Below are 25,551 nucleotides of genomic sequence, written 5' to 3' on the forward strand. Positions count from 1 at the left end.
GTAGGCCGACCCGCCTTCAGCCCCGCACGATCCTGTTGATGTGTCCCATCTTGCGGCCCGGCCGGGCCTCCGTCTTCCCGTAAAGATGCGGCTGCGTGTCCCCGTCGAGACCGCCTGGCACCATATCGACTTCATCGCCGACGAGGTTCTGCATCACCACATCGGCCATGCGCCGCGGGTCACCCAGGGGCCAGCCGGCAATGGCACGAATATGTTGCTCGAACTGGTCTGTCAGGCACACCGCCTCGGTCCAGTGACCCGAATTGTGCACGCGCGGCGCAATTTCGTTGACAACCAGGCTCGGCCGCTCGCCGCCAATGACGAAGAACTCGACGCCGAGCACGCCCACATAATCGAGCGCCACCACGATAACCTTGGCCAGCATGGCGGCATGCTTCTCGACACCAGGCGGCACCGCAGCGGGCACCGTCGAGGTATGGAGAATATGGTGGCGGTGGACGTTCTCGGCGGCATCGAACGCACGCACCGTGCCGTCGAGCCCGCGGGCAACCACGACGGAGATTTCCTTCTCGAAGGGCACAAAACCTTCGAGCACCAGTGGATGCGGCTTCAGTTCCGTAAAGGCCTCTGCGGCCTCCCCGGGCGCTCGCAGGACGCGCTGACCCTTGCCGTCGTATCCAAGCCGCGTGGTCTTGAGAACGGCCGGTAGCCCGAGCTCGGCCACCGCGGCCTCGAGATCATCGAGGCCGTGGACGGCGCGGTACGGCGCCACAGGAATATTCTTGGAGGCCAGAAAGCCTTTCTCCTCCAGCCGGTCCTGGGAAATGGCCAGGGCCCTGGCGCCCGGACGCAGCGGCTTGAGTGCGGCGAGGACGTCCGCCGTCGCGGCAGGGACGTTCTCGAATTCGTAGGTGATGACGTCGACCTCAGCGACGAAGGCACGAAGCGCCGCCACATCATCATAGGCAGCGACGGTCTTGAGCGGGGTCACGTCGAAAGCCGGGCTTTGCGGATCCGGACAGTAGATATGGCTCTTCAGCCCAAGTTTTGCGGCAGCCAATGCCAGCATGCGCCCCAGCTGCCCCCCACCCAGGATACCGATGGTCGAGCCGGGGGCAAGGATAGTGGTGGTATCGTTCAAGGCGCTACTCGTTGTCGGAGGGAAACTGGGGCACGGACTGCGTCTGGCGGTCGCGATGGGCTTCGAGCCGCTCGGCGAGATCCTCGTCGCTGAGCGCCAGGACGGACGCGGCCAGGAGGGCAGCGTTGATGGCGCCCGGCTCGCCGATTGCCAGCGTCCCGACCGGAATGCCGCCAGGCATCTGGACGATGGAATAGAGGCTGTCCATGCCGCTCAGCGCCTTTGAGCGTACCGGCACGCCAAACACGGGCAAGGTCGTCATTGCCGCGATCATGCCGGGCAGATGCGCGGCGCCGCCGGCGCCTGCGATGATCACCTTGATCCCTTCGGCCCGAGCATTGGTGGCGAAATCCACCATGCGCTCGGGCGTACGGTGCGCAGACACGATCCGCGCCTCGTACTCGACTTCGAGATTTTCGAGGGTTTCGGCGGCCAGCCGCATTGTGGGCCAGTCCGATTGGCTTCCCATGACGATGGCGACCGGTGGCTTGAGCATGGCGATTCCCCCGTGCCGCTCCGCAAAGCGCGAAACCCAAGCATCGGACCCGAAAATGCTAGGTGGTTTTCGGGGCTATCCGATGCGAAACCAAAACTAGAGCGCACGATTCGATTTCATCGGATCGTCAGGCGCTCTAGCCCAAATCCTGCCACAACTCAAGGCGCCGGTGGTGCCTAGGCGATGATGTCGGGAAGGAGAATGTTCTCGAGTTGCACGATGCGATCCTTGAGCGAAAGCTTACGCTTCTTGAGGCGCTGGATCAGCATCCGGTCGGCCATCTGCGATTGGGTCAATGTGTGGATGGCAGCGTCAAGATCCGAGTGTTCCTGGCGTTTGGTGGCCAGTTCGAGCCCCAGTTGAGCTTCCTGTTCCTTGTCGAGGTGCAGCATGGGATACCGGCATGTTCAGGCATCGATCATATCCCTTGGTTAACCGATCACAGTGAGTTTTGCATCTGAATTTCAGGGCGTGGCCGAACGGCGTCGACAAAGCGTGAAATATTTGTGACGATCCCTCTGTCCACCACGCTTAAGGAGTTGTCATGACGACTGAAGGCCACATCGCGGCGCTTGAACGGCGCCATCAGGAACTGGACCGCAGGATCCAGTCGGAAATGCAAAGTCGGCAAACCGATGATCTGATGGTATCGGCGCTCAAGCGCAAAAAACTCGAAGTGAAGGACGAACTCTACAAACTTCAAGGCGCAACGCGGCAGTAAGCGCTGATACACACTGAACGCGTCTGGAGGGTCACGGCAAATGCCGCGGCCCTTTTTCATTGCCGCTGCCTCCGTCGCAGCGAAAAATTCATTAGGCTTAACATCCTCTTAAGGAGCGGTCGGCATCGTCTTTCCCAAAACGGCACATCACGATTCGTGTCGATGACTTGATCTGGGGTGAAGATGACGCGCGTTTTGGTGGTCGACGATGATCCGGTGCAATTGCGGCTGACGGCGGAGATCGCCAACCGCGCCGGCTTCAAGCCCATCACGGCCACCGGTGGCGAACAGGCACTCGCCATCCTGCGCGACGATCCGCAGCTGGGCGCCATGATCCTCGATCTTGTGATGCCCGATCTCGACGGCATGGGCGTGATGGAAGCGATGCGCCGCGAGGGAATCACCACGCCGGTGATAATCCAGACCGCCAATGCTTCACTCGAAACAGTCATCACCGCCATGCGGCAGGGTGCGGCCGACTATTTCGTCAAACCCGTGGCTCCTGAACGCCTGATCATCTCCCTGCGCAACGCCATGAAGCTCGATGCTTTGGAAGCGGCGATCCGCGCCGAGCATGCGCGCAAGTCCGGTACTTTCACCCGGCGCGACATGATTGCCACAGCGCCGAGCATGGCGCGGGTCATCGCGCTTTGCGCGAAGGCCACCAAGAGCACCATTCCTGTTCTGATCGAGGGCGAAACCGGCGTCGGCAAGGAATTGGTCGCGCGCATCATCCAGGGCACCGGCGACCGCGCCGGAAGGCCGTTCGTCACCGTCAACTGCGGCGCTATTCCGCCGAACCTGGTCGAGTCGGTCCTCTTCGGCCACAAGAAGGGAGCCTTCACCGGCGCCTATGCCGATCAGGCCGGAAAGTTCGCCGAGGCCAATGGCGGCACGCTGTTCCTCGATGAGGTGGGCGAACTGCCGCTCGACACCCAGGTCAAGCTTCTGCGCGTCCTCCAGGAAGGCGAGATCGAGCCCGTTGGGGCAAGCCGTCCCGAAAAGGTGAACGTCCGTCTGATCTCTGCCACCAATCGACGGCTGCTCAATCTCGCCAAGTCCGGCGAGTTCCGTGAGGACCTGTTCTACCGTCTCAACGTCTTCCCCATCTATGTGCCGCCGCTGCGCGAACGGCGCGAAGATCTTGCCACCCTCGTCGACCATTTCATTGCCCGCTTTTCCGCCGAAGCCGCAAAGCGCATTCTCGGCGCTTCGCCGGCCGTCATGGATCTGCTGAACGGCTACGACTGGCCAGGCAACGTGCGCCAGCTCGAGAACGCCGTTTACCGGGCAGTCGTCCTGACCGATGGCCCTTTTCTCGATGTCCAGGATTTCCCGCAGATTGTCGCCCAGGCGGCCGGCCGCGAAGAAGCCATTCGCACCCTGGATCGGGTACAGGCGCCGCCCAGCGAGCCTGTGCATATCGATGCGGCGACAGCCCGGCCGCGCCTTGAACCGGTCGAGCCAACCACGCGTGACCGCTTCCTTGCCGAGGATGGAGAGCTTTGTGCGCTGTCCGACATAGAACGCGAAGCAATCGCCTTTGCCATCGCCCATCACGGCGGGCGCATGTCGCGTGTCGCACGGGCGCTCGGCATCGGCCGTTCGACGCTTTATCGCAAGCTGCATGAATACGGCATGGCCGAGGGACTCATCAACGACGCCGCCTGACCTCGTGCGGATGTGATCGCGCGCCTGTGCCGTTAACCTTGTTTCTTACCGGCCCGTTAAGGGATTGGCGGCAATTTGCGCCAAGATATTAATGACGAGGCCACCATGAAGCACTCCCTCCTCGCGCTTTCGGCATTGCTGCTGGCCGCAGCCTCTGCCCAGGCAGCTGACCTGAACTGGGCGAACAACAACGCAACGTCGCCCATGTATTCGCCCACCAGCGCGGCCCAGTGGACCGGCTTTTATGCAGGTGTCAGCGGCGGCTATGGCTGGGGCACGACGGGCATCACGCCGGCCAACCCGGGCGGCCAGGTCAACAACAATAGCGGCGGTTGGACCCTGGGCGGCCAGGCCGGCTACAATGTCGACATGGGTGGTTTTGTCCTGGGCGGCGAAGCCGACCTGCAATGGGCCAATATCGGCTATTCCGAGCCTATTGGCGGCGGCACCTTCACCGCCAAGACCGATATGTTCGGCACCCTGCGTGCCCGCGCTGGCGTACCGGTCGGTCAGGTCATGCCCTATGCCACGCTCGGCGTCGCCTATGGTCGCGGCTCGGCTACGGTCGATACTGGCGTGACCACTACCCAGACTGCCAACCATTTCGGCTGGACGGCCGGTGTGGGTCTCGAAGCTCAGGCCACGAACAATCTCTCGTTCAAGGCCGAATACCTCTACGTCGACCTCGGCAGCCAGGCCTACAACGGCCTCGGCATCGGCGCCCGCGACGTCACACAGCGCTTCTCGGTCGTCCGCGCCGGCGTGAACTACAAGTTCTAGTCTTTTTCCGAGGGGCCCTCAGGGGCCCCTCGCTTTGACAGGTCTGTCGCCTTTCAGACCGCCGCCGGCAGAGCTTCCCGGCCGGGCATGGCAAGCCCCGCCCCGACATGGCTGACGGCCGCCGCACCCAGGGCGTTCGCAGTCCTGCAGCACGCGAGCGGATCGGCGTTTTCGAGGATGCCCAGGATAACGCCCGCGGCAAAGGCGTCCCCTGCCCCCGTCGTATCGACGGCATCGACCTCGAACCCCTGCACGTCCACGGCAACAGCTTTGGCATAATAGCTCGAGCCGTGTCGCCCACGCTTGACCACCACCCGCCGCACCCCGGCCCGCAACAGATCATCGGGCCCCCTGGCATCCAGTCCAGCGAAGTCGGCTTCACCCAGCATGATCGTGTCGATCTGATCGAGCACCGGTAACAGTGCCGGTGCGATCTCGCGGACGACACCCGCCGGCACATCGAGGGTAACCGGGATGTTGTGCGATCGCGCCATGGCGACTGCGGCCATGGCCGCATCCAGTTGCGGACGGGTCAGCAAGGCATAGCCGGAAAGGTGAAGAAGCTTTGCGCCTTCGAACAGCGCCGGAACCACCTGGTCGGGGCCCAATTGCGCATTGGCGCCGCGATAGGCAAACATCGTGCGCTCACCGCCGGGCGTGACTGCCACGATGTTGAGTTGGGTCGGCTCGACGGCATCCGTGCTGATCCAGCGGCAATCCACGCCGGCTCCCGTCAGGTCGGCCACGGCCTGTCGACCCCAGGCGTCCGACCCGACACGGCCGAGGAGGCGCGCATCGAAGCCGAGACGCGCCACCGAGATGGCCGTATTCGTCGCAGAACCACCGAGGGAGGTCGTCTGCCGGGTGGCGATCGCCTCGCCGCCTTCCGCCGGATAGGCTGGAACGTCTAGCAGCAGGTCGATATTGATGTCGCCCAGCAAGACAACGGCGGTCATGGCACCCCTTTAGAGATCGATATGCATCTGCTCGATCGCCTGGTCGACGTCGGCGATGATGTCGTCGATATGCTCGATGCCAACGGAGAAACGCACCAGTCCGTCGACCACGCCCATCGCTTCGCGTTCCTGGCTCGGAATGTCAAGGAACGCCATGGTGGCGGGCATCTGCGTGGTGGTGCGCAGGCCGCCGAGGCTTGCGGCGAACGAACACAGCTGCAGGCGCTTGAGCAGCCGCACGCCCGAGGCCTCGTCGTCCACGCGGAAGCTCAGCATGGCGCCACCGTCGCGCAGCTGTTCGCTGGCAGCCGCATAGTTCGGATGGGACGGCAGGCCGGGATAGAAAACGCGCTTTACCTTGGGATGCTTCTCGAGGTGCTCAGCGAGCGCACGGGCATTGGCGCACTGCTTTTCAAGGCGGAGAGCCAGCGTCTGCGCACCGCGCAACAGCAGCCAGGCATTGAACGGCGACAGCGGCGCGCCGAGCTTGTTGAGCGTGTTCCAGCGCACGTCTTCCAGCCAGTCGGCCGGCAGGATGTCCGACTTGAGCGTGATGACGCCGCCCACGGCGTCGTTGTGGCCGCCGATGAACTTGGTCGCGCTTTCCACCACCACGTCCACGCCGAAGTCGTGCGGGCGGCAGACGGCGGGCGAAGCGAAGGTGTTGTCGCAAATGACGACGATGCCGCGCGCATGCGCCGCTTCGACCAGAGCGCGCAGCGGAGGCACCTTCATGGTCGGGTTGGCGATGGCCTCGACATAGAGCACCTTGGTCTTGTCGGTGAATGCGGCTTCCACGGCCTTGACGTCCGTACAGTCGACAAGGCTCACCTTGAGGCCGAAATCCTGCGCACGGTGGTCGAAGAATTCGTGCGTGCTGGAATAAGTCGTGAGGTCGGCGACGAGGTGATCACCAGCCTTCAGAATTCCGAACAGCGCATGGGAGATTGCGGCCATGCCCGAAGCGGTAGCGAGGCAGGCGGTACCGCCCGTCAGCTTGGCGATATGCTCTTCGAGCTTGTATTCGGTGGGATTGCCGCAGCGCGAATAGATGTTCACTTCCTTGCGGGCGCCGTCGACGATCTGGTCGTAGATGTCGCCGGCATACTGGAAGTTGGCCGACATGTAGATCGGGTAGCTGATCGACTGGGAATGTTCTTCCGGATCGTAGAACACCGCCTGGCTGGCGAAATTGAGATCCTTGTTGAGGTCCTTGGACATGAGACGTCTCCGTTATTCCTTGACCGCGCCGCCCAGGAGGGCTGCGGTCACCTGGCGCTCGAAGATCACGAACAGGACCAGGGGCGCGATTGCAGCGATGAGAATGGCGGCCAGCATCACCGGGTAATTTGTGATGTGTTCGCCGACGAAATCGGTAAGGCCCACGGGCAGCGTCTTGCGGGCGGGATTGTTGATGAAGACCATGGGGAACAGGAAGTCGTTCCACACCCAGATCATGTTGACGATGCCGGCGGTGAACATGGCCGGCCGCGCGATCGGCAGGGCCACTCGATAGAAGATCCGCCACTCGCTCGCTCCGTCGACGCGGGCGGCATCGAACAGGTCCTTGGGAAGCGTTGCGAAAAAGGCCCGCATGATGAAGATCGTCACGGGAATATTGAAGGCGGCCGTTGGCAGGATGACGCCCAGATGGGTGTCCAGCAGCCCCGCCGTGCGCAGCATCACCACCAGGGGTACCAGCGCGACATAGGCGGGAATTGCCATGGCGGCGGTGAGGCCCAGCTCCACCCCGGCCATCCATCGCGGACGGTAGATGGCCAGCGCATAGCCTGCCAGCGTCGCCGCGATCACCGTGAGGATCGTCGCGCCAGCCATGATCCAGAGCGAGTTGAGCGCATAGGCGCCCAGGGCGCCACCGCTCCAGGCACCCACATAGGCGTCCCATGACCAGTTCTGCGGCAACGACCAGACCGATCTCATGAATTCGCGATTGGTCTTGAAGGTGCTGTAGGCCATCCACAGGAACGGGAAGATGACGACGACGACATGCAGCGCCAGCACGGCGAGCACGATCAAAGTTGTGGGCGTGAAACGGCTGCCGACGCGCATGGCCTAGTCCTCGCCGCCGCCGCTTGCGCGGCGCAGAAAGCGGAAGATGATCCAGGCGCCCAGCGCCGTCAGCACCATCTGGGCAAAACCGATCGTGGCCGCGTAGCCCATCTCGAAGCTCGAGAACCCGACCTTGTAGAGATAGGTCGAAACCACTTCGCTGGCCTGGTTCGGCCCGCCATTGGTGAGCACGAACACCAGCGAAAACGTCTTGAGCGACCCGATGATCGCAAGCAGCACGTTGGCGCGCACCGCGTCCCACACCATGGGGATGGTGATGCGGAAGAATTTGATGAAATGCCCTGCGCCGTCGATGTCGGCGGCTTCGTAGAGCGATTCCGGGACGCTGCGCACGGCGGCGGTGAACAGCAGCACATAGAGCCCGAGATAGGTGAAGCTCATCACCACGATGACAGCGAGGAAGGCCGTATCGGATTCGCCCAGCCATCCGCGCTGCAGGTCACCCAGGCCGATTGCCTTGAGCCCGCCGTTCACGAGGCCGAAATAGGGATTGTAGAGAAAGCGCCAGAGCAGGCCGATGCATATCTCGCTGACCATGACTGGCACGAGATAGCAGAACAGGAAAAACCGGCTGACGAACGGTACGACGCGCACCAGGCAATAGGCGATGGCGAGGCCGACGAAGACCTGCAGCACCAGCGCTGCACCCGCCACGACGATATTGCGCCCGAACGACAGCCAGAAGGTGGCGTCGCCTGCAAGACGGATGAAGTTGTCGAGCCCGATGAACAGGGGCTGTGAAACGCCGTTCCATTTGTAGAATGACAGCCAGCCCGCATAGACGATGGGGTAGGCGACGAACACGGCGACCAGAATCAGGGCCGGTGCCAGAAACAGCATTGCAGGCAGTGCATAGCCCTGCGGTGCGGTTGTACGGTTCATCGGGGGTCCTCGTCAAAAACCGGTGCGGCCGTAGCCGCACCGGCGGCTCAAAGGCGATCAGTTTGCCTTGAGCGCGGCTTCAAGCTGCTGGGCTGCGTCTGCAGGGGCAACGGAGCCGTCCAGCACGCCTTGAAGCGAAGTGTAGTAGGTGTTGGTCGCCGCAGGAGGCATCGCGGTGTCGTAGAACGGGTCGAGGTGCCCGGCCGCGGTCATGAGGTCGTTGGCGATTCCGTAGAGCACGGGGCCGGCAGCCTCTTCCGTGGTGGCACCCTTGACGGTGACCATGGTCTTGCGCAGCTCGACATACTTGTTCATCACCTCGGGCGAGGTGAGGAAGCGCACGAGCGTAACCGCGTCTTCCTTGTTCTCGGCCTTTTCCGAAATACCGAACGCTGCCGCAACACCGGCAAGCACGTCGCTTTGGTCGCCAGCGCCATCAGGCACGGATGGGAACGCGAAGTAGCCCAGATCAAAGCCCTCTGGTGCATCGGCGGAAGCGCCGATCTGCCAGGTGCCGTTGAGCATCATGGCTGCCTGGCTGTTGAGGAACAGCATGTTGGCTTCCTGATCGCTGAGACCGTTGAAGCCGATCGGGAAATAGTCCTTGGCAGCGACGTCGGCGGCGATCTGGAACGCCTGTGTCGCTTCCGCTCCCAGCGTTGCATCGGCATCGCCGTTGACGAATGCGGATACGACACCCGAGCCCTTGAGGCGCATTTCGAGATACTGGAACCAGAACGTGGCTGGCCAGCTGTCCTTGTTGCCCAGGGCAAACGGGATGATACCGGCGGACTTGCTTTCCTCGGCAAGGGCCATCAGCTCGTCCCAGGTAGTCGGAACGGTCCAGCCCATTTCCTCGAACAGGCCCTTGTCGTACCAGAAGACCACGGAGTCGACGTCAACGGGTGCAGCGTAGACGTGCCCATCAATCGTGGTCTGGGCAAGGGCGCTTTCGAGGAAGCTGTCGCCCCAGCCGTCCTTGGCCAGGTCGTCGTCGAGGGCATACATCTGCCCGCCATCGACAAACGCGCCGAGGAAGCCGCCGGGCAGGGTGTAGAAGACGTCGGGCGGGTTGCCCGAGGCCATGGCGGTGTTGAGCTTGGTCTTGTAGGCCGATTGCTCGGATGCCACCACGTCGAGGGTGATATCGGGGTGCGCCTTGGCAAACTCGGCCAGCGCAAAATCGATGAATTCCACCTTGTCCTGTTGGCCCGCATAGGCGTGCCAGAACGACAACTCACCGGCAACGGCAGGCATTGCAACAAGCAAGCTGACCAGACCCGCGCCGAAAAGACCTCTCAACCTCATGACATTCTCCCTTGTGTGGTACGGAGCCACTGGCATGAAGTGGTGCCACACAAAAAATTGGATGTCTACAGTGACACCACAACATGTGCATGCTAGCGTTTTGCTTCGATGAAATGTGCCCGAGGGCGGACCATGGTCGCAGAAATAGATGTTGCCGAGGGCTCGGCAGTCAGTCGGCTGCGGAGTGTGCTCCCCACCCTCTCCGATTCCGAACGGCGCGCAGCGCTGTGGATCCTCGACAATTCCAAGGCTGCCATTCGTCAATCCATGTCCGCCATCGCGCAGGCTTGCGAAGTCAGCGACACGACCGTGCTGCGCATGTGCCGCGCCGCCGGCTTCGAGGGCTTCACCGATCTCAAGCTGGCCCTCGCCCGCGAACCTCGTGGCATCCCGGTCGACAGCGCCAACCCGCAGCCGGCCGATGAGCTCAGCGCCGTCCGCAGCGTCTTTGCCGCCAACCGGCAGGCCCTCAGCGACACGTTGAGCGTTCTCGACAAGACCACCTTCAATCGCGCCCTCGATCTGATGGCCGGCGCGCGGCATATCCTGGTCGGCGGTGTCGGCGGCTCGGGGATAGTTGCGCAAGCCTTCTACCAGCGCTGTTTTCGGCTCGGCCTTCGCTGCGATGCCCCGATCGATTCCCAGCTCCAGATCATGCATGCCGGCCTGACCGGACCGGGCGACCTCGTCGTCGCCATTTCCTATTCCGGGATCACGAGCGACCCCGTGCTGCTGATGCAGGAAGCGCGGGCGCGCGGCGCCTCGACCATCTGCATTACCGGCAACAGCCGCTCGCCGCTGGCCAGGCTCGCCGATGTCGTCTTGGTCACGGTTTCCCACGAGCAGGGCAGCGAGCCGATGGCGGCACAAATCGCGCAACTGACGCTGGTCGATGCCCTCTATGTGGCGGCAGCGGCGCGCAATGTCGAAAGCGCCCAGCGAACCGAAGAGCGGATGGTCAACGCCATCCTGCCCAAATCCATTTGATTGATTGCCAAAGAGGCCCCCAGTGATCGTCCAGATTTATACGATGCAAACCGTCGAAGAAGCGCTGCAGGCCGCAGCCGTCGGCGTCGATTATCTTGGCGTCACCCCCTCGGATCGCGGCCTTCCCGGCGAGATTGATTTCGAAACCGCGCGCGAGATCGTCGATGCACTCGAAGGCAAGGCCAAGCGCGTCGCGCTGTCAGTCGAGAGCGACATCGAGGACATTGCCGACATGGTCCGTGCCGTACGCCCCGATGTGCTCCATCTCTGTGGTGACATCGACCTGGTGACGCCCGGACAGGTCGGCAAGCTGCGCGATATTCTCAAGGGCGCCTTCCCGGCTCTCGAAATCCTTCAGGCTATTCCCATGACGGGCCCGGAGGCTCTCGACCACGCTGCCGCTTTCGAGGCTGTTTCGGACATGTTCATTCTCGATTCCGTGGCGCCGCATATCGGCGGCATCGGCGCAGCCGGCGTCACGCACGACTGGTCGATCAGCCGGGAAATCGTCGCGCGCAGCAAGCGGCCCGTTATTCTCGCAGGCGGCCTCAACCCCGAAAATGTCGCGCCGGCCATCGCTGCCGTTCAGCCTTGGGGCGTGGACTCCCTCACCCACACCAATAAGCCGCTGCCCGGTGGCGGTTTCCGCAAGGACATCGCCAGGATCGCCGCCTTCGTCGAAGCGGCACGCGCTGCGGCTATGGAAACAGGCGCGGCCTGAGAACTCAAAGCGGCAGGGCGCGGGAAAATTTTACCGCGCCCAGAGAGAAGCTGCTTTCGATCGATGCCACGCCCTCAAGTTGCGTCAGCTTCTCGCGCAGGAAATGTTCGTAAGCTTCAAGATCTGCGCACACGACGCGCAGCAGGAAGTCGAACTGCCCGGTCATCAGGTAACATTCCATCACTTCCGGCCAGCGCCTGATCGCCTCGCCGAAGGCGTCCAGGTTGTTGGCGCGCTGTCGCTCGAGCTTGATCGACACGAAAACCGACACCGGCAGGCCAACGGTTTTCTGCTCCACCACGGCGCTATAGCCTGCGATAATCCCTGCAGCTTCGAGCTGCCGGATCCGCCTCAGACATGGCGAGGGAGAAAGCCCGACGCGTTCCGCCAGGGCCTGCACCGTCATGCGCCCATTCTCCTGCAACGCACGCAGAATGCGTCGGTCCGTGGCGTTGACGTCAAAATTGGCAGATGCCATCGAATTTTACCTGAATGGTGGAGGAAACATGCGCAGAGATACGAAAACGGAGTGAAATTAGACGGAAATCGCCAGTTCACAAGAGGCAAAATCCGTTTTGGAAAGTGGGAGGATAGCCATGGCGAAGCGGGACTTGGGGCGGGTTGAGGCCATCGAGGCGCTGACGAGAAAGTCGCTTTGGCTGGCCAGCTGGATGGTGCACCACGCCAACCACATCCGACCCAATGTCGATGGCGTTAAGGTGGGCGGCCATCAGGCAAGTTCCGCCTCCATGGCAACACTGCTCTCGACGCTTTATCTCGGCGTGCTGCGGCCGGAGGATCGGGTGGCCGTCAAGCCGCATGCCGCCCCGGTGTTCCACGCCCTCCAATACCTCATGGGGCGGCAGAGCCTGCAAAAGCTGATCGACTTCCGGGCCTTCGGAGGTGCGCAATCCTATCCGTCGCGCACCAAGGATACTGACGATGTCGATATCTCGACCGGCTCGGTTGGCCTCGGCGTTGCTTTCACCGCCTTTGCCTCGATGATCCAGGACTATGTGCGCGCCAAGGACTGGTCCGGGAAGGAGACGTCCGAGGGCCGCATGATCGCGCTTGCCGGCGATGCCGAGCTCGACGAAGGCAATATCTATGAGTGTCTCCTGGAGGGCTGGAAGCACGGCCTGCGCAACTGCTGGTGGATCATCGACTACAACAGGCAGAGCCTCGACGGCGTCGTGCGCGAGGGTCTCTACGACCGGATCGAAGCGATATTCTCCGCATTCGGCTGGAAGGTCGTCACACTGAAATATGGCGCGTTGCAGCGCGCCGCCTTCGCCGAACCCGGTGGAGAGCGTCTCAAGGCCTGGATCGATAGCTGTCCCAATGCCCTCTACTCCGCCCTCATGTTCCGCGGCGGGCCGGCCTGGCGTGAACGGCTGGACAACGAAATCGGCGACCAGGGCGACGTCTCGGCTCTCCTCAACCGCCGCAACGATGATGAACTGGCCGCGCTGATGGCAAATCTCGGCGGCCATTGCGTGGAAAGCCTGCTCGAGCAGTTCGGGGCAGCCGGCAGCGACCAGCCGACTGTGTTTATCGCCTATACCGTCAAGGGCTGGGGCACGCCCCTCGCCGGCCACAAGGACAATCACGCCGGGCAGATGACATCGGCGCAGATCGCCCAGTTGCAGTCCGCGCATCGAATTCGGGCAGGCCACGAATGGGAGCGTTTCGAAGGTCTCGACCACGCCGATGCCCTGGAAACCTTCCTCGCCGATGTGCCCTTCAACCGACCTGGCTCGAGGCGCCTGACGTCGCCACCTGTCCCAACGATCGGCCCGCAATACGTGGGTTCGGGCGCGACATCGACGCAGGCGGCATTCGGCAAGATCCTCGACGCCATCGCCAGGACCGATAGTGAACTGGCCCGCCGTATTGTAACGACCTCGCCCGACGTGACGGTCTCCACCAACCTCGGCGCCTGGGTGAACCGCCGCAATCTCTTTGCTTCCACCGAAATGGCCGATCTCTTCCAAAAGGAAGCCATACCGTCGACCCAGAAGTGGCGCTTCGGTCCGGACGGACAGCATCTGGAACTGGGCATTGCGGAAATGAACCTGTTCCTGATGCTGGGCGCTGCCGGGCTCAGCCATTCCCTGTTTGGCGAGCGCCTCCTGCCCATCGGCACGCTCTACGATCCATTCATCGCCCGGGGCCTCGATGCGCTCAACCATGCCTGCTACCAGGACGCCCGCTTCCTCCTCGTGGCGACCCCATCTGGCGTTTCTCTGGCCGGTGAAGGTGGCGCGCACCAATCCATTTCGTCGCCCCTGATCGGCATGGCGCAGGACGGGCTGGCCAGCTTCGAGCCCGCTTTCGCCGACGAACTCTCGATCATCATCGACTGGGCCTTCGACTATATGCAGCGAAGCGGCGACGCCCGGCCCGACCTGGCCGACTGGCCGCGCGACATCACCGGCGGCTCGGTCTACCTGCGCCTTTCCACGCGCAGCATCGATCAGGTGCCCCGCACCGTCGACCCGACTCTGGCCGACGACATTATCCGCGGCGCCTACTGGTTGAAGCCGCCAACGGCAGAATGCGACGTAGTCATCGCCTACCAAGGGGTTCTTGCCAGCGAAGCGATCGAGGCCGCCGGGCGGCTCGGTGGCGACAGGCGCAATGTCGCCGTTCTGGCCGTCACGTCGGCCGACCGTCTCAATGCCGGGTGGCAAGCCGCCCAGCGTGCGCGCCTCCACGGCAATGACGGCGATGCCAGCCATATCGAAAAGCTGCTTTCGGACGTGCCGCGACATGCCGGCCTCGTCACCGCCATCGATGCCCATCCGGCGACGTTGGGGTGGATGGGCAGCGTCCTCGGTCATCGCACGATCGCGTTGGGCGTCGAGCATTTCGGTCAGACAGGCACTGTCAACGACCTCTACCGCCACTTCGAAATCGACGCGCAGGCCATCGAAGAAGCCGCCAGAAACGCCGCTCGAAACAGCCGCTGACTAGCGCAGCGTTGCAGGTCCGCCACATCGTAGGCTCACGAATCTGCGATCGATTGCTCCCGTTAAGGTTTGCAGAGTATTGAGATTCTGCGGCGGGCCCCGACAGCCGGATTCGGCCTGCCTCGTCCAAACGTGCCGCCGTCAGGAGCAGTGATGAACAAGGTTCTCGTCAGTCTGGTCGCTCTCGTTGTGGCGTCCGCTCCTGTGGGAATGGCGCTCGCACAACCGGTCGCCAGCCTCGAAACCAGCCGCATCGTCATCGCCCCGCCCAAGAGCGACCTGGCCCGCACCATCAAATCCGGCCTCTCCGCGGCCTACTATGGCGCGCGCCCGGACACCGCAGTTCAAAAGGAAGCGCAGCGGCTCTATTTTCTTTACGGCGAACGACATTTCGAGCCGATCTGGCTGTCTGAAAATGCCCAGGGCGGCGTCGTCTTCTCGCCGGCCGCCGCCAAGATCGTCACGCTGTTCGAACAGGCGGCCGCCGAGGGCCTTGACCCGGCCGACTACCTGACCCCATCGATCTCGCGCGACAAGCTGACCGGCGACAGCATTGCCCTGGCGACCCTGGAAACGGCCTTCTCCGCCGCGACCATGCGCTACGCCAACCACATCCATAACGGTCGTCTCGATCCGCTCGCCGTCAGCCCGCTCCTAGACATCAAGGCCAAGCCGATCGACGAAGCTGCGTTGCTTGCCGAACTGGCTGCCAGCGACGATCCGGCTGCCGTGCTGGGCAAGCTCGAACCCACCCACCCCGAATTCCTGGCGCTCAAGGCGGCTCTTGCCACCTTCGAGCAGTCCAGCGCCGAACGCCCCGCCCCCATCAGCGATGGCGCGGTATTGCGGCCCGGTAATTCCGACGCCCGCGTGCCGGCGATCCGCGCGCGTCTCAAGCTGGCCGCCTCGACGTCCCAACTCTACGACGACCTGACTGTGTCTGCAGTGGAAGCCTTTCAGGAAGGCCAGGGCCTCGAGGTCGATGGCATCATCGGACCGGCAACCGTCGCCGCCCTTAATGGTGGCGCCGCCACCCGCCGCGAAGACATCATCGCCAATATGGAACGCTGGCGCTGGATGCCCTCGGACTTGGGCGACTTCAACGTCTTCGTCAACATTCCCGAATTTCGTCTCTGGATCGACCGCAACGGCCAACCCGAATACACGACCCGCGTCGTCGTCGGCACGACCAAGAACCAGACCCCGGTCTTCTCGGACAATATCCGACATCTCGTGGTCAATCCCTACTGGAATGTGCCCTCGTCCATCATTCGGGGCGAGATCGCTCCAGCGGTGTTGCGCAACCCGGGCTACACAGACAGCCACAACATGGACTTGCTCTATAACGGCACGCCGGTGAGCCCCTGGCAGGTCGACTGGAGCCAGGTCTCGTCCTCAAATTTCCCGTTCCGCGTGCGCCAGCGCCCCGGTGCCGGCAATGCCCTGGGGCAGATCAAGTTTCTCTTCCCCAACAAGCACGACGTCTATCTGCATGACACGCCGTCCAAGGGGCTTTTCAGCCGATCCTACCGCGCCTTCAGCCACGGCTGCGTGCGCGTCGAAGATCCCATGGCCTTCGCTGGCGCGCTGATGGCCAATGAACCGAGCATTTCTCGCGCCTCGCTCGAGGGCATGTTCGGGCCATCGGAAAAGTGGGTGAACCCGCAGACCCAGATCCCGGTCCACCTGGCCTACTTCACCTTGCGCGTCGACGCCGATGGTACGATCCGCGCCTATGGCGACGTCTACGGCCACAACGAGGCCGTCATCCGCGCGCTGGGTCTTTCGACCGATGCCGAACCGGCCATCGTCGCTGAGGTCGAGACCGCACCGGCAGAACTTTCTCCCTGATCCTTTAGCGTCGTGCCAAGTCCGTTAATGGCTGCTTTACAATTTCGCCTTGGTTGCGCCCGCTTTTGCCCTTAATAACGAGGGCGTGAGGGGGCTATTGGCCAGTTCACAACTGGTTAGCGTTAATCAATTCGTGCGATTTGAGCGCTAACGTCCACCATCATCTGACGAAAACCACCGGGCAGAGTTTGGCGTGACGGTTATGGGGTCTAACATTTGGCGACGTGCCGCGCGGCTTCTTGCCGCCGCGGTTGTGAGCATCACAACATTGCTTCCGGCAGTGCCGGTGCAGGCGGCGTCCGAGCGGGCTCTCTATCTCTATTATACCCATACCAAGGAAACGGCGCGGATCGTCTTCAAGCGCAATGGTCAGTACGTTCAGTCCGGCCTTAACGAGCTCAATCAGTTCCTGCGCGATTGGCGGCAGAACGAGCCCGCCAACATGGATCCGCGACTTTTCGACCTGGTCTGGGAAGTCTACCAGGAAGTGGGCGGCACGCAGCCGATCAATGTCGTTTCGGCATATCGCTCGCCCAAGACCAATGCCATGCTTGCCGCCAATTCCTCGGGTGTCGCCGACAACTCGCAGCACATGCGCGGCACGGCGATGGATTTCTTTATTCCCGGCGTCCCCCTCGCACGTCTTCGCGCCACCGCGATGAAAAAGCAGGTCGGCGGCGTCGGCTACTACCCGACATCGAGCAGTCCGTTCGTTCATCTCGATACCGGGTCGGTTCGCGCCTGGCCGCGGATGACCCGTGCGCAGCTGCAGGAAGTCTTCCCTGACGGACGCACCATGCACCTTCCCACCGATGGCAAGCCGCTCTCGCAGGAGGGCTATCAGGTCGCCATGGCCGAATGGAAGCGCTGCCACGCCTATCCGTGCAACGGCTCGTCTTCCGGCACGCAGGTCGCCAGCTCCGGCGGCTCCGGCCGCACCCTGATGGATGTGCTGTTTGGTGGCAACCAGTCGTCCGGTCAGTCTGCACCGGCTTCCGCCCCGGCGCCGCAAATCCAGACCGCGTCTCTTGCTCCTCAGCCCACCCGCCAGGTGGCGCCCGTCATGCCGGTGCTGCGTCCTACCGATCTCGGTGGTGACGAGGTTGCGGTCGCCTCGGTGTCCAATACCGCCATTCCCTTTTCCACCACCGGAAGCGCTCCACTCACGTCCGACGAAATCGCGGTCGCCGCAGTGACCATGCCGGTTTCCATGCCATCGGACCTGCGTGAAAATTCGGCGGTCACTGCGCTCGCAGCGCTGACAGCTCCCACCATGCCGACGCCGCGCGTCATCATGACCGATCCGCCGTCCGACATTCTCACCGCTTATGCTGCGGCACCCGCCGCCGATCCGGGCGCCCAGCGCGCGCTCGAAATGATCATCCAGAACAACACCACGGCCAGCGTCACGCCCGCGCCCCTTCCATCCACCGAATTGCCGCCGCTGCGGCAGCTGTCTACCGACACTATGCGCACTGCCTCGCTCGGCGGCGGCGCGTCCACCGCTCCGCAGGGCCTTTTCAGCGATACCTTCGGCGCCACCGATGCCGCCAAGGCCACACCCCTCGCCCAAGCGCTGGCGCGGCATGTGGCAGCACGCCCCGCCCCAGCGGACATGCGCAAGCCCGCTCTGGTGGCACCCGATCTCGAACATGTCGCAGACATCTTCACCGACCCCTCGTCACTGACATCAGACCGCTATGCCGTGATCTTTGATCGCGATTTGGCCGATTTCGACCCGACGCCTGAAATGGGCCGGCACGTCACCGTTCTGGGCGTCGGCACCGACAACAGCGTCCCCGTCCACAACCGGTTTACCCGCTCGGTCCAGGCGCCCGCCCAGGTCAACTGACGGCGTTTTGCCCCGCAAAAGCCAGAATGCTCGACGAGAGATCGTCGGCCCCTCCCAGGGCGCCGGGTTCGCTGCCATTGCCAAGCACGAACCCTGCGCCTAAACAGGGTTGCCACTTATTTACGGGGACCCGCTTGGCCGAAAAGCTCAAAACGCCGCTGCTCGATACCGTCCAGTCGCCCGCCGACCTGCGGGCCATGCCGCGCGAAAATCTGCGCCAACTGGCCGATGAACTGCGCGCTGAGATGATCGATGCGGTTTCGGTGACCGGTGGCCACCTTGGCGCAGGCCTGGGCGTGGTTGAGTTGACGGTGGCGCTTCACACCGTGTTCGACACCCCCAATGACCGCATCATCTGGGATGTCGGGCATCAGGCCTATCCGCACAAAATCCTCACCGGCCGTCGCGATCGCATCCGCACTCTCCGTCAGAAGGATGGGCTTTCCGGTTTCACGCGCCGCGCCGAAAGTGACTACGACCCGTTTGGTGCCGGCCATTCTTCGACGTCGATCTCGGCCGGCCTCGGCATGGCGGAAGCCAGCAAGCATCTCGACGTCTCGCGCAATGTGATCGCCGTGATCGGCGACGGCGCCATGTCGGCCGGCATGGCCTATGAGGCCATGAACAATGCCGGCGCCATGGACGCACGCCTCATCGTCATTCTCAACGACAATGACATGTCGATCGCCCCGCCCACCGGCGCACTGCGCAGCTATCTGGCGCGCCTCGTGTCCGGCCCCGTCTACCGCGGCACGCGCGAAGCGGCCAAGACCATCGTCCACAAGCTGCCGCCGTTCCTTCATGAACCCGCGCGCAAGACCGAGGAATTCGCCCGCTCCTTCTTCACCGGCGGCACCCTGTTCGAGGAATTGGGCTTCTACTACGTTGGTCCCATCGATGGGCACAATCTCGACGATCTCCTGCGCATCCTGGAAAACGTCCGCGACTTCGGCGAGGGCCCGATCCTCATCCACGCGGTGACCAAGAAGGGCAAGGGCTACGCTCCGGCGGAAAATTCGGCAGACAAATATCATGGCGTGGCCAAGTTCAACGTCATCACCGGCGCCCAGGCCAAGGCGCCGTCCAATGCCCCCTCCTATACCTCCGTCTTTGCCTCGTCCCTGATCCAGGAAGCCGAGGCCGATCCGCGCGTTGTCGCCGTCACCGCCGCCATGCCATCGGGCACCGGCCTCGACAAGTTCGCCGAACTGTTCCCCAGCCGCATCTACGATGTCGGCATTGCCGAACAGCACGCCGTCACTTTCGCGGCCGGCATGGCCAGTGAAGGCATGAAGCCGTTTTGCGCCATCTATTCCACCTTCCTGCAGCGCGCCTACGATCAGGTGATCCACGACGTCGCCATTCAGGGACTGCCGGTGCGCTTTGCCATCGACCGCGCCGGCTATGTTGGCGCAGACGGCCCCACCCATGCCGGCAATTATGACAACGCCTATCTCGGTGCCATCCCCGGTATCGTGCAGATGGCCGCCGCCGACGAGGCCGAGCTCCGCCATATGGTCGCGACCGCCGCTGCCTACGACAATGGACCGATCACCTTCCGCTATCCGCGCGGCGACGGCATGGGCGTCGACATGCCCAGCCGTGGCGAGATCTTGACCATCGGCAAGGGTCGTGTCCTGCGCCAGGGCTCGACGATCGCCCTATTGTCCTATGGCACGCGTCTCGCCGAAGTGCTGGCCGCGGCCGACAAGCTCGCGGCATTGGGTCTGAACCCGACCATCGCCGATGCGCGTTTCATGAAGCCTCTCGATGAAGAGCTGATCGCCTCCCTCGCCCAGTCTCATGATGTCCTGGTGACGTCAGAAGAAGGCGGGCTTGGCGGCTTCGGCAGCCATGTCGCGACATTCCTGGCGTCCAACGGACTTCTCGACGGCAAGCTGCGCTTCCGCCCGCTGATGATCCCGGATTCCTTTGTCGAGCACGCCAGCCAGAATGATATGTATGCCGCCGCCGGTCTCGATCGCGCCGGCATCGTCGCGACGGCGCTGACGGCCCTCGGCTACGACCAGGCGGCCATGCAGGCAGCCCTGGCGACGGTCTAGGCCACCATCCCTCACGCGTAATTCGTCGGCACGCCTTTTGCCGCTTTGACGGTTTCCATCGAGATATAGGCCGACATGTCGAACAGCTCGATGCGGCCCACCAGCTGCTTGTAGACCACGTCGTAATGTTCGACGTCGGGCAGTACGATTTTGAGGATGTAGTCGAAATTGCCGGTCAGCCGGTGCACCTCGACGATTTCGGGGATGGCGCCGACGGCCGCGTGGAAGCGCTCCAGCCAGTCTGCGGCATGGCTGCCAGTACGGACGATCACGAAGACGGTGGTCGGCAGTCCGACCTTGCGGCGATCCAGCTCCACCAGCGTACGCGCGATATAGCCCTCGTCCTTGAGCCGCGCGATCCGCCGCGAGCATGCAGACGCCGACAGCGCTACCGCCTCGGCGATCTCGCCAACAGCGATATCCGCATCAACCTGCAGAAGGCTCAAAATCCTTCGGTCACGATCATCAAGCATTGCTTAACCTCTCATTCACGCACGAAAATAGCGCACAATAAGGGACATGCGCAAACTGGATGCATTGGATTCGTCGGCAGCCCGCATTTCTGCATTCGACGTGATCCGAAACCACGTCACACTGGCATCCAATCGAGGAGAAGCGGCATGAAGACGATTGGCCTTATCGGCGGGATGAGCTGGGAATCCACGGCCGTCTATTATCGGCATATCAACCAAGAAGTGCGCCGCCTGCGCGGCGGTCTGGCATCGGCCGACATCGCCATGCGCTCGCTCGATTTCACCGAAGTCGTGGCCCTGCAGAAAGCGGGTCGCTGGGATCTGGCAGGCGCGATGCTGGGCGAGGCCGGTGCCGGATTGGCCCGTGCCGGGGCCGATTGCATCCTGATCTGCACCAATACCATGCATCTGGTGGCCGAACCGGTCGCCTCGATGGTGAGCGTGCCGCTCGTCGACATCATCACCGAGACCGCCGCCGCGCTCAAGGCCGACGGCCGGAGGCGCCCGCTGCTTCTGGCCACCCGCTATACCATGGCGCACGGCTTCTATGCGGCGCGGATGAAGGCCCTCGGCCTCGACGTGATCGTGCCCGAAGCGGACGACCGCACCCTTGTGCATGATGTGATCTTCGATCAGCTCTGCCAGGGCAATGTATGTGACAGGTCGCGCGACGCGTATCTGTCCATCATCGACAAGGCCCGGGTTGCCGGGGCCGATAGCGTCATTCTGGGCTGCACCGAGATCGGCATGCTGCTCGACCCCCATGCCCTTGCCCTGCCCGGATATGACTCAACCACCATTCATGCCGATGCGGCGGTGCGGTTCGCGCTGTCAGGCGCCATGGTGAAGGCGGCCTGATCATGTGCCGGTTCCTCGCCTATTCGGGCCGCGCCATCTTTCTCGACACATTGCTCATCGCCCCAAACGCCTCCCTCGTGCGGCAATCCCTGGCGGCGCGGGAAGCCAAGACCGTCGTCAATGGCGACGGCTGCGGAGTGGGCTGGTACGGCGCCCGGCCCGAACCCGGCCTTTACAAGGGCATCCTCCCGGCCTGGTCCGACGCCAACCTCGCCTCGCTCTGCCATCAGGTGGAAGCGGGGCTTTTTCTTGCCCATGTGCGCTCGGCCACGTCGGGCGAGGTGACCATGGCCAATTGCCACCCTTTCGCTTCGGGCCGGCACCTGTTTATGCACAATGGCCAGATCGGCGGCTACGAGAGCATCCGCCGCTCGATCGAGGCGCTCATCCCCGATGATCTCTACCACTCCCGGCGCGGCAACAGCGACAGCGAGGCTATGTTCCTGGCCGCTATGGGCGGTAGCATGAGCCAGGATCCGGCGGGTGCCATCGCCGCTATGTTGCGAACCTGCCGGCGCATCCAGCAAGCCAACGGCGTCGCTCAGCCGCTGCGCTTTACCGCCATCCTCTCCGACGGCAAGGCTCTGCATGCTTTTCGCTGGTCGAGCGACGACCATCCGCCCTCGCTCTACTGGTGCCAGCTCGAGACAGGTATTGCCGTGGCCTCGGAACCGTTTGGCGATACGGCGCAGCTCTGGCGACCGGTGGCGCCGGGCACTCATATGGTCGTCATCGACGGCAAGGTCGATTGCCGCGATTTTGAAGTTTTTGCGTCATTGGCCGCTTAACGGCCCGTCAATCATTCAGGCGTTTGCTGCATTCCGCAAACAGCGGAACGGCGAATGACCATTTCCAGCATTTCCATCGGCACCACCGGTATGCAGCGGGCAAGCCACCAGCTCGAGGTCAGCGCGGGCCGCATTGCGCGAATTGGCGTCGAAGGCAACGACATCGACATCACATCCGAGATGATCAACGTCATTACCGCCAAGAACGACTTCACGGCCTCCGCCAAGGTCGTGAGCGCGGCCTCCGACATGTCGAAGGCCCTGCTCGATATTCTCGTCTAGGACGTCTCAGCGCTCCGGCGGCGCTTCCACCATGCCCAGCGCGGACATGTAGAGCTCGAGCAGCGCTTCCTGCTCCATGCGTTCGTTCGCATCCTGCTTGCGGATGGTCACGATCTTGCGAAGAATCTTGGTATCGAAGCCGTTGCCCTTGGCCTCGGCGTAGATTTCCTTGATATCGGCCGCGATCGCCGCCTTTTCTTCTTCCATGCGCTCGATGCGCTCGATGAAAGCGCGCAGCTGGTCCTGCGCGACGCTGTCCTCAACGGCCATGGCTAACCTCTAATTGTGGTCGCGGCAGCCCGCTCACATGCGCACTGCCGGCCCATAAAACAAACCGGAATTGTCCGGCCCCCATGAACCCCAAGCCCGGGCGCCGTTCAACCCCTTTGTGGGTCAATCCACATGCGCCCGCCCCCCGGTGGAAAACCGTTGGCCGCGCTGCCGCGATGGCTCCTCTCACCACCGTGTGCGACATGCCCGCAATTCCGTCAAATCGGGCCTTTAGCCATTGACCTCACCTCTCCCATGCGATCAAAGAAGGGCACGTTTTTCGGTGATTTCCAGCACAATGGTGACTTCTTTCCGCCTCGGCTCGACCCTCCTGCTCGCCGGCTTCGGTGGCTTCATGGCCATGGCGGCCAGCACTCCGGCGCATGCGGAATTGCGGGTCTGCAACGAGACGGCCAATCTTGTGTCGCTTGCCCTCGGCTATCGTGCTGACCGCGGCTGGATGAGCGAAGGCTGGTGGCAGGCCCCTCCGGGCGATTGCCGCACGCTCTATCAGGGCGACCTGCAACGCCGCTTCTATTATCTCTACGCCGTTGACGACATTGGCGGGGGCGCCTGGGATGGCCAGGTCTTCATGTGCACCCGTGACGAAACCTTCACAATATTCGGGGTTGAGGATTGTCTCGCCCGGGGCTATGAGCGCACCGGGTTCTTTGAAATCGATACACAGAACCGCTCCGACTGGACCTTGCAACTCACCGAAAATGAAGGTGTGCCAAGCGTCGTCGGTCCGGATCTGGGCGAAGATCTAGAAGATCCGGCTTTCCTGGTAGACGCCCCGCCATCCTCAACGCCAGACAATACGGATACGCAATGAGACGGATCAGACGCGCGAAGATCCTCGCCACCCTCGGGCCTGCAAGCCACGAGGAGAACATGATCGAGGAACTGGCCAAGGCCGGTGCTGACGTCTTCCGCATCAACATGAGCCATGCCAGCCATGAGCTCCTGCATCAGACCGTCAAGCGCATCCGCGCCGTTGAGGCGCGTCTCAATTATCCCATCGGCATTCTCGCCGACCTGCAGGGTCCCAAACTGCGCGTGTGGAAGTTCACGGGCGGCTCGGTCAATCTCGTCGCCGGTCAGAAGTTCACGCTCGACAGCGAGCAGAACGACACCGGCAATGCAGATCGCGTTTACCTGCCGCATCCCGAAATTATCGAAAGCGTTTCGGTCGGCGACCGTCTCCTTCTGGACGATGGCAAGCTGCAGCTCAAGGCGACTAAAGTCGGAGGCGGCGTCATCGAGACCGAAGTCGTCTATGGCGGCAAGCTTTCCGACAAGAAGGGCGTCTCGCTCCCCGACACACTCCTGCCGACCGGTGCGCTGACCGAGAAGGACCACGCGGACCTGCTCGAAGCGCTCAAGGCCGAGGTCGACTGGGTCGCCCTCTCCTTCGTGCAGCGTCCCGAAGACATCATCGACGTGCGCAAGATCGTACAGGGTCGCGCCGGCGTCATGGCCAAGATCGAAAAGCCCCAGGCCATCGAGCGCCTCGAGGAAATCGTCAAGCTTTCCGACGCAATCATGGTTGCCCGTGGCGATCTGGGCGTGGAACTGCCGCTCGAACAGGTCCCAGGCCTGCAGAAGCGCATGATTCGCATGTGCCGTCGCTATGGCAAGCCGGTGGTCGTGGCCACCCAGATGCTGGAATCCATGATCACCGCACCGGTCCCGACCCGTGCCGAGGTCTCCGACGTTTCGATCGCCGTTTTTGAAGGCGCCGACGCTGTCATGCTCTCGGCAGAAAGTGCGTCGGGTCAGTACCCGGTCGAAGCCGTCACCACCATGGCCAAGGTCGCCGTCGCCGTCGAAAGCGACGGCAATTATCGCAACATCATCCGTGCCGCTCAGACGGAGCCTGAAGCCACCGCTGCCGACGCCATTTCGGCCGCCACGCGTCAGGTTGCTGAGACCCTCGATCTGGCCGCCATCGTCACCTATACGGCCTCCGGTTCCACGGGCATCCGCGCCGCGCGCGAGCGGCCCTCCAAGCCGATCATCGCGCTCTCGCCCAACCTGCGCACCATCCGTCGCCTTTCGGTGGTGTGGGGTATTCACTGCGTGCAGACCGAAGACGCGGTCAATCTCGAAGACATGGTCGATCGGGCCTGCGTCATCGCCTATCAGGAGGGCTTCGCCCGCCCCGGCGATCGGATCGCCATCACGGCCGGTGTGCCCTTGGGCACCCCCGGCGCGACGAACATGCTTCGTATCGCCTTCGTCCGCCAGGACGGCGCCGGCTCCAGCTGACGCCTTGTGGGCTCAGGATGAGCCCGCCGCATGACATTCCTTTCAAAAAGGCCCGCCCAACCCGGCGGGCCTTTTCTTTTTCCGTCCAGCAAGAACCATCTTGAAAAAATATCGTCAGTAACATAGATCATCTTAAATTAAGATCATCTGTGAGAC

Annotated in this window: 25 protein-coding genes; 14 read left to right on the forward strand and 11 right to left on the reverse strand. The window is 62.9% G+C overall.

Annotated features, from left to right (window positions below; all coding sequences use genetic code 11):
- Positions 1–16: 16 nt before the first annotated feature.
- The 3 genes from CCK88_RS11765 to CCK88_RS11775 all read right to left on the reverse strand — a co-directional run bounded on the left by CCK88_RS11765 (position 17) and on the right by CCK88_RS11775 (position 1,990).
- Complete coding sequence (locus CCK88_RS11765) at positions 17–1,102, reverse strand: 5-(carboxyamino)imidazole ribonucleotide synthase (RefSeq protein ID WP_244557478.1); 1,086 nt, start codon at positions 1,100–1,102, stop codon at positions 17–19.
- 4 nt (positions 1,103–1,106) lie between these two features.
- The gene (gene purE / locus CCK88_RS11770) at positions 1,107–1,598 is read right to left on the reverse strand and encodes a 5-(carboxyamino)imidazole ribonucleotide mutase (protein ID WP_086470606.1); all 492 of its coding nucleotides are present in this window, start codon (positions 1,596–1,598) and stop codon (positions 1,107–1,109) included.
- A gap of 176 nt (positions 1,599–1,774) precedes the next feature.
- Positions 1,775–1,990, reverse strand: a complete 216-nt coding sequence (locus CCK88_RS11775; protein ID WP_086470607.1) for a YdcH family protein — start codon at positions 1,988–1,990, stop codon at positions 1,775–1,777.
- 152 nt (positions 1,991–2,142) lie between these two features.
- Between CCK88_RS11775 and CCK88_RS11780 the strand changes: the two genes are divergently transcribed.
- From CCK88_RS11780 to CCK88_RS11790, 3 genes are all read left to right on the forward strand, one after another.
- Positions 2,143–2,319: a YdcH family protein gene (locus tag CCK88_RS11780; RefSeq protein ID WP_086470608.1), complete on the forward strand. Its 177-nt coding sequence runs from the start codon at positions 2,143–2,145 to the stop codon at positions 2,317–2,319.
- 183 nt (positions 2,320–2,502) lie between these two features.
- Positions 2,503–3,990: a sigma-54-dependent transcriptional regulator gene (locus CCK88_RS11785; RefSeq protein ID WP_086470609.1), complete on the forward strand. Its 1,488-nt coding sequence runs from the start codon at positions 2,503–2,505 to the stop codon at positions 3,988–3,990.
- A 105-nt stretch (positions 3,991–4,095) separates the two neighbouring features.
- Entirely contained in the window at positions 4,096–4,770 is a 675-nt protein-coding gene (locus CCK88_RS11790) for an outer membrane protein (RefSeq protein WP_086470610.1), read from the forward strand.
- A 53-nt stretch (positions 4,771–4,823) separates the two neighbouring features.
- On the opposite strand, the gene CCK88_RS11795 is transcribed toward CCK88_RS11790, so the two are convergent.
- Genes CCK88_RS11795 through CCK88_RS11815 form a run of 5 tightly spaced genes read right to left on the reverse strand, consistent with a single transcriptional unit; the run spans position 4,824 to position 10,007 of the window.
- Positions 4,824–5,726: a carbohydrate kinase family protein gene (locus CCK88_RS11795; RefSeq protein ID WP_086470611.1), complete on the reverse strand. Its 903-nt coding sequence runs from the start codon at positions 5,724–5,726 to the stop codon at positions 4,824–4,826.
- Positions 5,727–5,735: 9 nt separating this feature from the next.
- On the reverse strand, positions 5,736–6,947 hold the full coding sequence (locus CCK88_RS11800; RefSeq protein WP_086470612.1) for a trans-sulfuration enzyme family protein: 1,212 nt from the start codon (positions 6,945–6,947) through the stop codon (positions 5,736–5,738).
- 12 nt (positions 6,948–6,959) lie between these two features.
- Positions 6,960–7,796 carry a carbohydrate ABC transporter permease gene (locus CCK88_RS11805; protein ID WP_086470613.1) on the reverse strand — a complete coding sequence of 279 codons (837 nt, stop codon included), beginning with the start codon at positions 7,794–7,796 and terminating at the stop codon, positions 6,960–6,962.
- Between the two features lie 3 nt (positions 7,797–7,799).
- Complete coding sequence (locus CCK88_RS11810) at positions 7,800–8,699, reverse strand: carbohydrate ABC transporter permease (RefSeq protein ID WP_086470614.1); 900 nt, start codon at positions 8,697–8,699, stop codon at positions 7,800–7,802.
- Between the two features lie 57 nt (positions 8,700–8,756).
- Positions 8,757–10,007, reverse strand: coding sequence for an extracellular solute-binding protein (locus CCK88_RS11815; protein WP_244557479.1), 1,251 nt, complete (start codon positions 10,005–10,007; stop codon positions 8,757–8,759).
- A 132-nt stretch (positions 10,008–10,139) separates the two neighbouring features.
- Here CCK88_RS11815 and CCK88_RS11820 point away from each other — a divergent pair, with 132 nt between their 5' ends.
- Complete coding sequence (locus CCK88_RS11820; RefSeq protein WP_086470616.1) at positions 10,140–10,994, forward strand: MurR/RpiR family transcriptional regulator; 855 nt, start codon at positions 10,140–10,142, stop codon at positions 10,992–10,994.
- A 22-nt stretch (positions 10,995–11,016) separates the two neighbouring features.
- Positions 11,017–11,715 (forward strand): phosphoribosylanthranilate isomerase, encoded by a 699-nt coding sequence (locus tag CCK88_RS11825; protein WP_170926443.1) that lies wholly within the window; start codon positions 11,017–11,019, stop codon positions 11,713–11,715.
- Between the two features lie 4 nt (positions 11,716–11,719).
- Here CCK88_RS11825 and CCK88_RS11830 read toward each other — a convergent pair whose 3' ends face one another.
- On the reverse strand, positions 11,720–12,193 hold the full coding sequence (locus CCK88_RS11830) for an Lrp/AsnC family transcriptional regulator (RefSeq protein ID WP_086470617.1): 474 nt from the start codon (positions 12,191–12,193) through the stop codon (positions 11,720–11,722).
- A 118-nt stretch (positions 12,194–12,311) separates the two neighbouring features.
- On the opposite strand from CCK88_RS11830, the gene CCK88_RS11835 reads away from it, so the two are divergent.
- The 4 genes from CCK88_RS11835 to dxs all read left to right on the forward strand — a co-directional run bounded on the left by CCK88_RS11835 (position 12,312) and on the right by dxs (position 20,453).
- Positions 12,312–14,687 carry a transketolase-like TK C-terminal-containing protein gene (locus CCK88_RS11835; protein WP_086470618.1) on the forward strand — a complete coding sequence of 792 codons (2,376 nt, stop codon included), beginning with the start codon at positions 12,312–12,314 and terminating at the stop codon, positions 14,685–14,687.
- 153 nt (positions 14,688–14,840) lie between these two features.
- Positions 14,841–16,538 carry a L,D-transpeptidase family protein gene (locus CCK88_RS11840; RefSeq protein ID WP_086470619.1) on the forward strand — a complete coding sequence of 566 codons (1,698 nt, stop codon included), beginning with the start codon at positions 14,841–14,843 and terminating at the stop codon, positions 16,536–16,538.
- A gap of 202 nt (positions 16,539–16,740) precedes the next feature.
- Positions 16,741–18,390: a peptidoglycan L,D-endopeptidase MepK gene (gene mepK / locus CCK88_RS11845; RefSeq protein WP_086470620.1), complete on the forward strand. Its 1,650-nt coding sequence runs from the start codon at positions 16,741–16,743 to the stop codon at positions 18,388–18,390.
- Positions 18,391–18,524: 134 nt separating this feature from the next.
- Entirely contained in the window at positions 18,525–20,453 is a 1,929-nt protein-coding gene (gene dxs / locus CCK88_RS11850; protein WP_280173818.1) for a 1-deoxy-D-xylulose-5-phosphate synthase, read from the forward strand.
- 11 nt (positions 20,454–20,464) lie between these two features.
- Here the strand turns inward: dxs and CCK88_RS11855 are convergent, their stop codons facing one another.
- Entirely contained in the window at positions 20,465–20,926 is a 462-nt protein-coding gene (locus CCK88_RS11855; protein ID WP_086470622.1) for an Lrp/AsnC family transcriptional regulator, read from the reverse strand.
- A gap of 147 nt (positions 20,927–21,073) precedes the next feature.
- Between CCK88_RS11855 and CCK88_RS11860 the strand changes: the two genes are divergently transcribed.
- Genes CCK88_RS11860 through CCK88_RS11870 form a run of 3 tightly spaced genes read left to right on the forward strand, consistent with a single transcriptional unit; the run spans position 21,074 to position 22,854 of the window.
- Positions 21,074–21,784 (forward strand): aspartate/glutamate racemase family protein, encoded by a 711-nt coding sequence (locus CCK88_RS11860; protein ID WP_086470623.1) that lies wholly within the window; start codon positions 21,074–21,076, stop codon positions 21,782–21,784.
- Between the two features lie 2 nt (positions 21,785–21,786).
- Positions 21,787–22,572 (forward strand): class II glutamine amidotransferase, encoded by a 786-nt coding sequence (locus tag CCK88_RS11865; RefSeq protein ID WP_086470624.1) that lies wholly within the window; start codon positions 21,787–21,789, stop codon positions 22,570–22,572.
- 54 nt (positions 22,573–22,626) lie between these two features.
- Positions 22,627–22,854 carry a flagellar basal body rod C-terminal domain-containing protein gene (locus CCK88_RS11870; RefSeq protein ID WP_086470625.1) on the forward strand — a complete coding sequence of 76 codons (228 nt, stop codon included), beginning with the start codon at positions 22,627–22,629 and terminating at the stop codon, positions 22,852–22,854.
- 6 nt (positions 22,855–22,860) lie between these two features.
- Here the strand turns inward: CCK88_RS11870 and CCK88_RS11875 are convergent, their stop codons facing one another.
- Positions 22,861–23,124 carry a DUF2312 domain-containing protein gene (locus CCK88_RS11875; RefSeq protein WP_061907597.1) on the reverse strand — a complete coding sequence of 88 codons (264 nt, stop codon included), beginning with the start codon at positions 23,122–23,124 and terminating at the stop codon, positions 22,861–22,863.
- A gap of 298 nt (positions 23,125–23,422) precedes the next feature.
- Here CCK88_RS11875 and CCK88_RS11880 point away from each other — a divergent pair, with 298 nt between their 5' ends.
- On the forward strand, positions 23,423–23,959 hold the full coding sequence (locus tag CCK88_RS11880; protein ID WP_086470626.1) for a DUF1036 domain-containing protein: 537 nt from the start codon (positions 23,423–23,425) through the stop codon (positions 23,957–23,959).
- Positions 23,956–25,395 (forward strand): pyruvate kinase, encoded by a 1,440-nt coding sequence (gene pyk / locus CCK88_RS11885; protein WP_086470627.1) that lies wholly within the window; start codon positions 23,956–23,958, stop codon positions 25,393–25,395. Before CCK88_RS11880 ends, pyk begins: the two co-directional genes overlap by 4 nt.
- Positions 25,396–25,551: the final 156 nt, after the last annotated feature.

The sequence above is a fragment of the Devosia lucknowensis genome, from assembly GCF_900177655.1.
Lineage (GTDB): Bacteria > Pseudomonadota > Alphaproteobacteria > Rhizobiales > Devosiaceae > Devosia > Devosia lucknowensis.